Annotated in this window: 10 protein-coding genes; 7 read left to right on the forward strand and 3 right to left on the reverse strand. The window is 60.2% G+C overall.

Going from position 1 to position 12,371, the window contains the following annotated elements:
• The first annotated feature begins 241 nt into the window (after positions 1 to 241).
• From hemB to IT444_03105, 7 genes are all read left to right on the forward strand, one after another.
• Positions 242 to 1,264, forward strand: a complete 1,023-nt coding sequence (hemB, locus tag IT444_03075) for a porphobilinogen synthase (GenBank protein ID MCC7191742.1) — start codon at positions 242 to 244, stop codon at positions 1,262 to 1,264.
• Positions 1,265 to 1,319: 55 nt separating this feature from the next.
• Positions 1,320 to 2,249, forward strand: a complete 930-nt coding sequence (locus tag IT444_03080) for a hypothetical protein (GenBank protein MCC7191743.1) — start codon at positions 1,320 to 1,322, stop codon at positions 2,247 to 2,249.
• 12 nt (positions 2,250 to 2,261) lie between these two features.
• On the forward strand, positions 2,262 to 3,902 hold the full coding sequence (locus IT444_03085) for a ribulokinase (protein MCC7191744.1): 1,641 nt from the start codon (positions 2,262 to 2,264) through the stop codon (positions 3,900 to 3,902).
• A 244-nt stretch (positions 3,903 to 4,146) separates the two neighbouring features.
• A complete protein-coding gene (locus IT444_03090) occupies positions 4,147 to 6,006 on the forward strand; it encodes a chloride channel protein (protein MCC7191745.1) in 1,860 nt (619 codons plus the stop codon).
• A 40-nt stretch (positions 6,007 to 6,046) separates the two neighbouring features.
• On the forward strand, positions 6,047 to 6,421 hold the full coding sequence (gene rnpA, locus IT444_03095) for a ribonuclease P protein component (GenBank protein MCC7191746.1): 375 nt from the start codon (positions 6,047 to 6,049) through the stop codon (positions 6,419 to 6,421).
• A 49-nt stretch (positions 6,422 to 6,470) separates the two neighbouring features.
• Positions 6,471 to 6,728: a membrane protein insertion efficiency factor YidD gene (gene yidD / locus IT444_03100; GenBank protein MCC7191747.1), complete on the forward strand. Its 258-nt coding sequence runs from the start codon at positions 6,471 to 6,473 to the stop codon at positions 6,726 to 6,728.
• 21 nt (positions 6,729 to 6,749) lie between these two features.
• A complete protein-coding gene (locus IT444_03105; protein ID MCC7191748.1) occupies positions 6,750 to 8,279 on the forward strand; it encodes a YihY family inner membrane protein in 1,530 nt (509 codons plus the stop codon).
• Positions 8,280 to 8,380: 101 nt separating this feature from the next.
• Here IT444_03105 and IT444_03110 read toward each other — a convergent pair whose 3' ends face one another.
• From IT444_03110 to IT444_03120, 3 genes are all read right to left on the reverse strand, one after another.
• Positions 8,381 to 9,739, reverse strand: coding sequence for a CehA/McbA family metallohydrolase (locus IT444_03110; GenBank protein ID MCC7191749.1), 1,359 nt, complete (start codon positions 9,737 to 9,739; stop codon positions 8,381 to 8,383).
• 80 nt (positions 9,740 to 9,819) lie between these two features.
• The gene (locus IT444_03115; protein ID MCC7191750.1) at positions 9,820 to 11,304 is read right to left on the reverse strand and encodes an NADH-quinone oxidoreductase subunit H; all 1,485 of its coding nucleotides are present in this window, start codon (positions 11,302 to 11,304) and stop codon (positions 9,820 to 9,822) included.
• A 109-nt stretch (positions 11,305 to 11,413) separates the two neighbouring features.
• Positions 11,414 to 12,274: a PHP domain-containing protein gene (locus tag IT444_03120; protein ID MCC7191751.1), complete on the reverse strand. Its 861-nt coding sequence runs from the start codon at positions 12,272 to 12,274 to the stop codon at positions 11,414 to 11,416.
• Between the last annotated feature and the right edge of the window lie 97 nt (positions 12,275 to 12,371).

Raw genomic sequence — 12,371 nt, forward strand, 5'->3', positions numbered from 1 at the left:
CGGGAATGTTAATTTTTAGTCCTATTCAACATTATCGGCTTAATCCGTCGCGCTGAAAATCGGTTTTGATGCTCAGCTCCCCTGTCACCTGAACTCGAGCACATCGTCAGACGTATCACTGAAAAAGCCTAACCGGGTAACTTATCCAAGTCAACAGGAATCTGGATAATGGTTGTATTATGGGCCACCCCGCCTGTGGATAACTTTCCTGAAGCAAGCGGCGGGGTTTATGATGGCTGCCATGTCGAGCAAGCCCAATGAGCCGCATCGTCCCCGCCGACTACGCCGCGGGGCGGGATTGCGTGACGCGGTGGCGGATGTGATTATTCATCCTAACCACCTGATTTATCCGCTATTTGTGACAAATCTGGATCAATCCAAGCCTGTTTCCTCGATGCCGGAAGTCAGTCAGCTACCCGTCAAGGAAGCGGTGAGCCGGATTCGAGAGCTGGCCGGGCTGGGGCTGAGGCAGTTTCTGCTCTTTGGTGTCACCCCCGCTGACCAAAAAAATCCGCAAGGCAGCTATGCCTCATCACCTGAGGCGCCGGTGAACCGCGTCCTGCGCGAGGTGCGACAGGCGGGCATCGACGCGGTGATGTATGCCGACCTCTGCTTTTGCGAATACACGGATCACGGACACTGCGGCATCTTGAGCGAAGCAACGGCTGATACGCAGCGCAGCGGTTCGGCTCACGCCTGCGCGGATGTGGACAACGACGCAACGGTCGCGCGACTGGCGCAGACGGCTGTCGTGCAGGCGCAGGCGGGCGCGGATGTCGTCGCGCCGTCGGGCATGATGGACGGCCAGGTCGGCGCGATCCGTCGTGCGCTGGATGAGGCGGGCTACCCTCACACGGCGATACTCGCGTACAGCATCAAGTACGCTTCGACTTTTTACGGTCCCTTCCGTGAAGCAGGCGAAGGGGGAATGAAGACCGGAGACCGGCGGGGCTACCAGATGGACTTTCGGCGCTCCCGCGAGTGGCGGATCGAGCTGGAAGCAGATCTGGCCCAGGGCGCGGATATGGTGATGGTCAAGCCTGCGGCGACGTATCTCGACATCGTGCGGCAGGTGCGAGAGGCGACGAGTGTGCCGGTGGCGGCCTACCACGTCAGCGGGGAATATGCGATGCTGCACGCGGCGGCACAGCGCGGGTGGCTGGACCTCAAGGCTTCGGCACTGGAGACGACCTGCGCCATCCGCCGTGCCGGTGCGGACCTGATCGTGACGTATTTCGCGCCGCGACTGATCGAGTGGCTTTAGCTGTTGATGAATCGACGGCTCAGGCTGGGGCGATATCAAACCTCTGAGGAAACCGATGCTTCCTTCTCTGCGACAACGACTGATCCTGGCCGGGGCCATTCTGCTGGGGGCGTTGGGCTTCCTCGCGGCACGTCCGTATCTCGAACCCTATGACCTCTCGACGGGTATCAGCCTCTTTTCCGCACGGGTCGCAATGCCTGCGGCTTTGGGTATCGCGCTGGTCGCGTCGCTGCCGGCGGTGGTCCTCGCCATTTTCGCTTCGGCGACGGGTCATCCGCTCGCCGGGGTTTTCGCCATGTGCATGTCGCTGGCGGTACTCGCAGGCATGGGGGGATCGGTTGACGGCTGGTTCTGGCGTTCACCTCTGCCGAGCGAATACGGCTCGCTCATCAGCGAAATGGTGATCTGGCAGACGGGGATCGTGCTGCTGATCCTGTTGATCCAGAAATTTCGTGAGCCGATCCGGAAAAAATTTCCCGCGCTGGCGTTTAACGATCACCTCGGCTCGAACACGTGGGTTCGTCTGCCCGGTCTGACCGCGCTGCTGGCGGGGGTAATCAGCGCAGCGGTCGGCGCGCTGCTGACCTTTGTCCTCATGCGCAACACCGACACCGGGCAGGCCGTCGGTGCTGTGCTCATCGCGTTCACCGCGGGCGGGCTGGCGGCCCAGAGCCTCTTTCCGCAGCGCAATCCCATCGGCATCCTCTTCAGCCCGGCATTGGTGGCGATTATTTCGTATGTCTTTGCGATGCTGCGCTACGACTCTGCTGAAAGTCTGCTGAGCGCGCTCTACGCGAACAAGCTCATGGCCGGCCTGCCGGGAACGTGCAAGGTGCTGCCGATTTTCTACGCCTCCGTGGGCGTCGCCGGGTGCATCATGGGTATCGGCATGGCGCAGAGCATTGAGCGCTCCGGGAAAATGAGTGAGTCCCCCGCCGGCTCGACCGCCGCTGCCGGCGCATCAAACCACGTCCGCACTCCTTAACGAGATAACACGATGCCGCGACGATCGACATCCCTTGCGCTGGGTCTGGATTTTGGTACCGAATCGGTGCGTGCGCTGCTTGTGGGGCTTGACGGCGAGGAAGCGGCGTCGGCGGTGACGCCCTACCGTCACGGACAGATCACGCGGCGACTGCCCGGCGCGGCGCACGATCTGCCGCCCGACTTCGCCTTGCAGGATCCGCGGGACTGGATCGACAGCTCAGGCCGCGCGGTCCGCGCTGCGTTGCGGCAGGCGCGCGTTGACGCCGGCGCGGTGGTGAGCATCGGGGTGGACTTCACCAGTTGCACGATGCTGCCGTCCTTGCGTGACGGCACGCCGCTGTGTCAGACCGGGCGGCTGAGTTCTGAAAAATACGCCTGGCCCAAGCTCTGGAAACACCATGCCGCCAAGAGCCAGACGGATCGGCTCAATCAGATCGCCCGCGAACGTAACGAGCCGTGGCTGTCGCGTTACGGCGGGATCGTCGGGCTGGAGTGGTTTTTTCCGAAAATCTTCGAAACGCTGGAGCAGGCACCGCGCGTTTACGACGCCGCTGAGGTCTGGCTCGAAGGCGGCGACTGGTACGTCTGGCAGCTCGTCGGGCCGGAAAAGGTCGGCGCGGAATTGCCGCGTTCGACCTGTCAGGCTGGTTACAAGGCGATGTGGAACGCCCATACGGGCTATCCGTCGAGCGAGTTTTTCGCGGCACTGAACCCGAAAATGGCGCGCGTGGTCACGGACAAGATGCCCGGACGACTCATGGCACCGGGTGAGCTGGCGGGCGGACTTTGCCCACGGATGGCGGGGGTGCTGGGGTTGCGTGAAGGCACGCCGGTCAGCGCCGCGGTGATCGATGCGCACGCGGGCGTCCCCGGCGCGGGTGTCGCCGAGCCGGACACGCTGGTGATGGTCATGGGCACCAGTTCGTGTCACATGCTCAACTCGCGGCTTGAGCGGCTCATTCCGGGAGTCGCGGGCGTGGTCGAAGGGGGAATCCTGCCGGGATTTTATGGATATGAAACGGGTCAGGCGGCAGTGGGCGATGCTTTCGACTGGTTCCGCCGTCTGACGGGGCAGAAGGATTTTGCTCAGTTGGATAAGCGGGCCGGGGCGGTGCAGCCGGGCAGTGACGGCGTGCTCTGCATGGACTGGCTCAACGGCTGCCGCACCCCGCTGATGGACGGCTCACTCAGCGGCGCGTTTACGGGAGTGACGCTCAACCACGGGGCAGAGCATCTTTATCGCGCGTTGCTCGAAGCGTCGGCGTTTGGCGTCCGCTGGATTACGGATACCTTGCGTGAGGGCGGCATCCCTGTTCGACGTTTCGTAGCCACAGGGGGACTGCCGCACCACAACCGGCTGCTGGTGCAGATTTACGCTGATGTGCTGGGCCAGAACATCATCATTCATCCCTCGAAGCAGGGACCGGCTCTGGGTGCGGCCATTCTCGGCACACTTGCGGCGGGTAAGCGCGTGACTGGATTCACCTCTGCCGCCGCTGCCATGCACGCGATGGCGCGAGCTGATGAAAAGATCCGCGGGCGCGAGCCGATCGTTGTGCGCCCTCATCGAGCGGCTACGAAACTGTACGACCGTGTTTACGCTCGATACCGCAAACTAGCCGATGAATGTTCCGCCCGGTCGCGCAGTTGAAGCGGCTCCGGGCAAGCGGTAACGAGTTGATTTCGGGGTCGTGGCGAGGGTTGTGAAGCCGCCGCTTGGGGAATCTATCGACCCCAGCGCTTTGCTCGCGACGGATAATACCCCTAAACTGATACATTCCGATCGACCGACCGGGACAATTGCCGGCCGCATCATCACACCCGCACTTAACCCTCCAAATCACCCGCACCGAATGGAAAAAGACAAGAACGCCCTTTCGAGTTCAACCGATTCAATGACCGGTGGAATCCCTGTTGCGACCTCCTTAAGCCCGCTGCTGCGTCGGGTGGAGTCGCCGCCACCAGCGGCATTGATTGACCGCCGCGTGCTGCTTTTTTCCGTGATCGCAGCTTTGCTGGGGATGGTTTCAGCATTCGTAGCGCAGGCGATGCTCGCGTTGATCGGGCTGATTACCAACGTCTCATTTCACCAGCACTTCGCTTTTAACAAGCAGGCATCACCCATCGGCCACACGCTGGGGCTATGGGTCATCCTCGTGCCGGTAGGCGGCGCACTGGTCATCGGCCTCATGGCGCGATTCGGTCATGAAGCCATCCGCGGCGACGGCATTCCGGAGGCCATGGAGAAAGTGCTCACCAGCCGCAGCCGCATCGCGCCGCGCATCACCTGGCTCAAGCCGCTCTCGGCTGCCATCTCCATCGGTACGGGCGGGCCGTTCGGGGCTGAGGGGCCGGTGATTTCAACCGGCGGTGCGCTGGGTTCCTACATCGGTCAGATTTTCAGCGTCACCGCGCTGGAGCGAAAAACGCTGCTGGCGGCGGGGGCGGCGGCGGGCATCGGTGCGACGTTCGGCACACCCATCGCTGCAGTGATGCTGGCGATCGAAGTGTTGCTCTTTGAGTTTCGGCCTCGCTCGCTGATTCCGGTGGTGCTGGCGACGGCTGTCGCTTCCGGGCTGAGGGTGATGCTCGAGGGCAGCGAAGCGATCTTCTCCATGCCGGATATCGCCGCTCCGACACAGAGCGCGCTGGCACTTTATACGGCGATCGGCGCACTTGTCGGACTGATCTCGGTCTTTGTCACGCGCGGCGTGCACTGGATCGAATCCGCGTTTGAACATCTGCCGATCCACTGGATGTGGTGGCCGGCGATGGGTGCGGTGATCGTCGGCATCATCGGTTACTTTCAGCCGGCGACGCTCGGCGTCGGTTACATCAATATCAAACACATTCTCTGGCAGGATGATGCTTTCCCCGTCAAGGCGGCGCTCATCCTGGCGGTGCTCAAGCTGATTTCCTGGTCTGTGGCATTAGGCAGCGGTACGTCGGGCGGGACGCTCGCTCCGCTTTTTACGATCGGCGGCGGATTCGGCGCGGTCATCGGGGCAGGCATCGCCTGGTTGCTGCCTCATGCGGGCGTGGATCCGCGCATCGCTGCGCTGGTCGGCATGGCCGCCATGTTCGCCGGTGCATCACGGGCACTGCTCTTTTCCGTGGTGTTCGGTTTTGAATCCACGTTCCAGACCAACGGCCTGCTCCCGCTGCTGCTGGGTTGCGCCGCGGCATATCTGGTCTCGTGCCTGCTCATGCGCGAAACCTTGATGACGGAAAAAGTGGAACGTCGCGGCACACGAGTGCCCTACGAATACGTCGCGGACTTTCTCAATCAGGTGAGCGTACGCGATGCCTGCACCAAGAACGTCATCGCACTCAAGGCTGACGATACCGTGGCGCACGTGATGGCCTGGCGAGCCAATGGAGAAGAGGGCTCCACGCATCAGGGCTTTCCCGTGCTTGATGAAACCGGCTTGCTTCTGGGAGTGGTGACCAGACGTGATATCGACGCCTGCTGCACTGAAAACTCCCGGAAAATCCGTGAGCTGATCCGACGGCCTCCGGTCGTCGTTTACGACGATTGCACACTCCGCGAAGCGGCTGACCACATGGTGAGCCACGACATCGGACGCTTGCCGGTGATCTCACGGCAAAACCCCGATCAACTGGTCGGCATCCTGACACGCAGCGATTTGCTCTCGGCACACCGTCGCCGACTCGACGAAACAAACCGCGCAGAGCCAAGCATCGGATGGCCCAAGATCACCTTCGGCAGCGCGGCAGCGGACAAACATGAGTGATGCGCCTTGCTTCCAGTGGTTAACGTGTCATGCTTGAGCCATGCCACCCGCTGCGAAAACCCTTCGTTTCACCGCTCGGCACCGATTGCACGGCGCGCCGGCGTTTGCGGCGGTTTACGACGCGAAGGTTAAAAAAAATGCTGGTCCTTTGACGGCATTCGCCCGACCCAACGATCTGCCCCATCCACGGCTGGGCTTGAGCGTGCCTCGACGTGTCGGTACAGCGGCGGCCCGCAACCGCGTCAAACGGCTGATCCGTGAGGCCTTTCGCATCAGCCAGCACGACTGGCTTCGTGGCTACGATGTAGTGGTGGTGGTCAGGCCGCACAAACCGGCTGAGCTTTCGGACTATCAGCGAATGCTCCTTTCGCTGATGCGGGCCCTGCACCTGGAATGGGCGCGGCGGTCGGCATAGCAACAGCGACAGGCCTGCTGAGAGTCTTACCCATACGTGTGATGAAACCATGGAAACACGCGATCCGATTCCCGAAACAGTGACTCGACGGGTGGGATTCGTGTCGCGTATTTTGATCTTTCTGGTTTATGTGTATCGTGCGACGCTGGGGCATTTTCTCGGCGGTCACTGCCGATATGATCCGACGTGCAGCCAGTACATGATTGATGCCATCCGCAAATACGGCCCATGGCGCGGCGGATGGCGCGGACTGCGGCGGATCGGTCGCTGCCACCCGTGGGGCGGTTGCGGATATGATCCTGCCTGATAACCACCCCCGAGGCACGGCATGAGATTGCCCGCGTTCCTTGGCCGACTTTCCAAATGGTTCTTTGGTGAATCCACCTGGGCAGGTCGCCTTCGCTACCTCTACGACTTCACCCGACACTGCATCGGTGAGTTGAGGCATGACAGCGCCGATCAGATGGCAGCCTCGCTGACCTATCGCACGATCTTCAGCCTCGTGCCGATGTTCGTGCTGGCGTTGATTGTCTTCCGAGGGTTTGGCGGTTTCGACACCCAGAAAGCTGCTCAGGATCTTCAGGGCCGCATCCTCGCCTGGAGCGGGCTTTCCTCGATCACCTATGACGAGAACGACCACAGCCCGGACACCCCTGCTGCGACCCACAGCGCAACTAGCCCGGAGTTGACGGCACCCGTCAGCACGCACCCTGCTGCGCATCCTTCACTCGATACCGCCGAGGAAAAAAAAGGTGCCCGTGAAGGCGTGCAGATCATTCTTTCTCGTCTGACCGATCAGGTCTCCAACGTCAGCCTCAAGAGTATCGGTGCCATCGGACTGGTCCTCTTTATTTGGGCGGCGATTGGATTAGCGATCTCACTGGAATCAAGCTTTAACACGATCTACAACGCCCCGCGCGGACGGCCGTGGCACCTGCGCGTCACGATCTACTGGGCGGCAATCACGCTCGGACCCGTGCTGCTATTCGTGAGTCTCTATCTCTCGCAGAAGTTTAATCTGACGGTGGAAAGCCTCCGAAGCACCTCCACGCTCAGCTCCAGCAGCGGTACGGACAGCAACTCCTTCATCGTTTATGTCGGCGCGGTATTGACGACCGCACTGAAGCTCTTAAGTCGATGCACCGCTCTGCTGGCGAGTTGGCTGCTGCTTTTCCTGCTCTACCGGCTGATGCCTAACACCAAGGTCCGCTGGCGGCCGGCATTAATGGGCAGCTTCGTCGCTGCGATTTTGTGGGAGGCGGGAAAAGTTCTTTTCCAGCTCTACGTGCGCAAGGCTGTGCCCTATTCTGCGATCTACGGATCTCTGGGGCTGGTGCCGCTCTTTCTTTTCTGGATCTACATTACGTGGCTGATCGTGCTGTTCGGCCTGGTGCTGTCCTACACGTTACAGGTGATGAAGAGCGGCAACTTCAAATACGCTGCTGCCCACGCTCAGCACGACCATTTCTACGACCCTCGCTGGCTGATTCCCATGATGGGGGTCATCGGACGGGCATTTGTCGATGGTCGGACTGTCACACGTGAGCAGGTCGCCCATGACCTCACACTTCCCGCTCGCGTGGTAGCGGGGCTGGCGGAGAGTCTCGAAGGCGCAGGACTGATCCATTCCACACAGCTACGCGGCGATGGCGATGTCGGATATGTGCTTGCGATGCCACCGGAAAAAATTCCAGTAACACGCCTGCTCGACCTGAGCCGCACTATTGCAATGCAGACGCAGGTTGACGAGCAATCTTCCGCGGATCGAAACAAGATTCCCGGCTGGTCGTTGCTGGATGACCTCTCGATGGCTCAACAGGTGAAGGCCGGTGACGCGACACTCGCCAATCTGCTCTGACGCGAACCCTCACCCGGACACATGCAGCAGTCGAAAATGCGGGTTGCTATCCCGACTTTGCGGGGTAAAACAAGCAGCGAAAAACCATCTGCTTCCGTAATTCAGTCGATGCGGCCGAAAATACCCCACGCCCTGCCGCCATTGCTGTCCAGCACGATTACGAGATCGTTGCTGCCGCGCTTGAGCGGAATGTGCAGTGCAAGCTTGTCAGGATGAGCGGGATTGGTTCCCGGACCGTCAAAGACCTGCTCGCCATTGATCCATATGCGGATCGGGCCGTCGTAACCGACCGTAAGTGTCGCGCGGCGATCTGTCACGCTCGACACGTTTGCCGCGAAATACACCAACCCCGGCTGGCCGGCGATCTGCTCACGCGCATCGACAAAGCCCTCGGCAATATCACCCGGCGGAGCAGCAGCGACTGTCTTGACCTTGAGATTATGGGCCGTCACCGCATCCGGACGCGCATCGGTCATGGATCGGTTTTCCAGCAGGTTGGACACCCGCCATTCCGGAATGAATCCACGCCCCTTTCCGCCGCGGGAAGACGGCGAGTCGTCAATAAAAAACGGCTGCGTCCAAGCGAACTTCTCTCCAGGCCCCCAACACTCGAAACGTACATACTTGCTGCGAGGCGGAACCGTCACTTCAATCGATGATGCGTCGGCGACCGCAAATCGCTGAGCTGTGTTTTTCAACGCGACGATCCGCTGGGCATTTTCCGTCTCGATGCGGATACGGTCACCGTTGACGTGGATGCCGGAGATCGTCACTCCGGTCGAGCAGTAGAAACGGCCATTGACCAGTGAGTCGATCACGCCGTCAAGCGTGCGCTCCTTGACATAGGCCGTATTCCAGCCAAGCTCGACGTCACCGCTGGCGGCGTGGCTGTCATCATTGGCGAATCCCCAGATCCTCCTGCCCTCGTTCAACAACATGTCCCACTTGTTGGTTGCGTAGGGGCTGCCCTCAAGCCGACAGATCACGCCATTAAAAATTTCGACGCCGATGTAACCGGTCCACTCGCGGAGTTGTTCGATCGAGCAGTGGTCGAAATTGCCGTGCCAATTGGGATGGTTTATGACGGCGAAACCACGGCCGCGCTTCCCGTTCGACTCAGACCCTATACCGCAGGCGTTGATTTGGTTCAGCACTTCCTGGCGGTAACGGGACGGCTTGACATAACGGTCGGCATCGACGTGCAGCAGGTGCGGCCCCAAGGCACTGACCTCATTGCCCGGAATCAGGATCATCCCACGCCGGCTCCACTCGGCGCACTCATCGCGCGACGAGAGAATGTCGTGGTCGGACAACATAAGGAAGCCGTACCCGCGTGCTGCGTAGTCGTCGATGACTGCCTGTGGAGTGCGCTCGCCGTCGCTGCGGGTCGAGTGAGCGTGGAGATTACCGCGCAGCCACTGGCCGCCGGTCAGATCGGTGTAGGGGTGGGAAATCTGCATGGCCAATCGTCAACGGAATATGGGCGGTCGAGTCGCCGCCGTTCCAACAGCGAACGTCTCTCGACCTGTTACAAGTCGATTTATCCTGCTGCCGGCTTCGGTGAGTTCGTGTGGCCGATTTCGCGGTCGCCGGGCGTGAAGCTCTCCTGACCGACAGGCATGACATCGGGAAAGAAGCTCTGCGGCGGCTGTGTGCGGCGGTGAACCCACGCCCAGAAAACCACACCGGCAGCGACGGCGACTGTCGCCACACCGATCACGGTCAGCACGATCTGTGTGGTGAACTGGAGCCAGGACCCATTGCTCACAAGATGCGCCAGACGGGTCGGCGTGATGTGCTGATAGGGAGCATATGCCGAGGGTGAATCGACCAGCCACACCCACAGGGCCGTACCCGCAAACATCACCAGTGATGCAGGGAGCAGAACCTTCACGCAGGCGTAAAGCACCTGATCAATACGGATGCGCGGCAGCGTCCAGCGCAGCCACATCTGGATGAAGACCATGCTCATCGCCTTGATGACAAACCAGAACAAGCCGTAAAAATTCAGGAGCAGCAGCTTGACCGGTGAGCCGCCCAGACCCATGGCAGCGGAAGTCGCCTCCCAGCCGTGAGCCGCGGTGATCGCACCATTGAAGAACTGCTGACCGGCGTGGATCGGATCATAACCCAGCGCGTGATAAATCGGATCGAAAATTCCCAGCGGACTCGTCCATGAGCCTAAAAAGAGAGCCGCCTGAATACCGCCGACGATGAACATGCCTGCGTATTCAGCAAAGAAAAAGAAGCTGAAACGCAGCCCGCTGTATTCCGTGTGGAATCCTGCGACCAGTTCACTTTCTGATTCTGGAAGATCAAACGGTGCCCGCTTGTTGGCTGCGAGGCTCGAAATGAAATAGAGAAGGAAAGCCACGAATACGAACGGATTGTGATAGACGAACCAGTCCCAGATCCCAGCACCCTGAAGATAGCCAAGCTCCACAAGGTCGAGCGTACCAGCGACGAGCAGCCCACAGATGATCGAGATTCCCAACGGAATCTCGTAGCTGACCATCTGGCAGGCTTCTCGCATTGCGCCGTAGATCGACCACTTGGAATTACTCGCCCAGCCGGCGAGGATCACGCCCATAACTTCCACCGAGAGAACCGCGACGACGTACAACACGCCGATATTGAGCCGCGACTCAAAAATAAACTGCGGGCCAAACGGCAAAGCCAGAAACGCCGCGAATACCGGCGCGAACGCCAGATAAGGCGCGAGCCGGAAAAGGAAGGCATCCGCCCCGGTGGGCATGAGGTCTTCTTTGAGGATGAGCTTGATACCGTCGGCGATCGACTGAGACCAGCCGTGCCAGCCGCCGACGTGCATCGGGCCGTAGCGGCCCTGCATGTGGCCGGCGACTTTACGCTCCCACCAGATGCTGAACATGGCGATCACGCTGATTCCCGCGAGAAACACCGTGGCGACGATGAGTACCTTGATAAGGATGACAAGCCAGATGCCGTACTGGGCGTAATCGACGCCGAGGTGAACGGCCAGTTGTTGCGCCAATTGCTCGATCATGAAAATCTCGGATTAAGGCCGGCTGAGCCAGCTGAGCGTCGGCGGATTGTAGCAACGGCAGGATTGACTCGCCAAAGGTACCCAGCGTGGGTGGGCCGAGCGGGGCGAGTCAATTTCGTTTCTCTCGCGCCAGACGCAGTTTCTCGTACACCTCCAGGGGGATGTTCTGACTGCCGAGCTTCACCGGCTTGCGGGTGCCGTGGAAATCACTTCCGCCGCTGATAAGAAGGCCGAGATTCTGGGCGAGTTTGGTGTATTGTTCGACCTCGGCTGGAGTGTGTTCGCTGTGGCGTGTCTCCATGCCGTCAAGACCGAACGATTTCAGTCGTGTGACACAGTGGATCAGCTCATCTTCATCACGACATCGAAGCTGCACCGGGTGCGCTAATATCGCCAAGCCGCCGGCGTGGTGTATCGCCTCGATGGCGTGCGTGGGTGAGAGAGTGTCTTTCCGCACATAAGCAGGTTTTCCCTCGCCGATGTACTTAGTAAACGCATCCTGATTACTTTTGACATAACCCTTTTTCACCATGATCTGCGCGATATGCGGGCGGCCGATGATCTCCGTGCCAGAGGCCGCCGCCAGCTCACGAACCTCGTCGTAATCAATTTTGACGCCCAGTTCCTGGAGCTTGCGGACGATTTGAGGGTTCCGATCCCTGCGAGCAATGAGCAGTCGCTCGTGGATCGTGTGCAGTTGGGGATCATCGTGGCGTACGAATAAACCCAGGATGTGAAGCGTGCCGAGCTTTTTATCAGCCTCGGTTTTGACGCGCAGAGCTAAAATGTCAGCCGAAAGCTCGATACCGGGGACGAACGTAACACCCGCAGCCTCGCACCCCTGTGCACAATCGCAAAGTCCCTGCGTGGTGTCGTGGTCCGTCAATGCAATGACCTGCACTCCCAACGAAGCCGCCAACGGCCCGAGCGCCTCGGGCGCGAGCGTGCCGTCGGAGGCGGTTGAGTGCATATGCAGATCACACGAAGACATTCGGTAGCAATTATAGCGGTATGACGAGCCACGAGGTATTCCGCAGGTTAAATAAATCATCTCCGCAGTTCACAAA

This window comes from Phycisphaeraceae bacterium (assembly GCA_020851465.1).
Taxonomy (GTDB): Bacteria; Planctomycetota; Phycisphaerae; order Phycisphaerales; family Phycisphaeraceae; genus JADZCR01.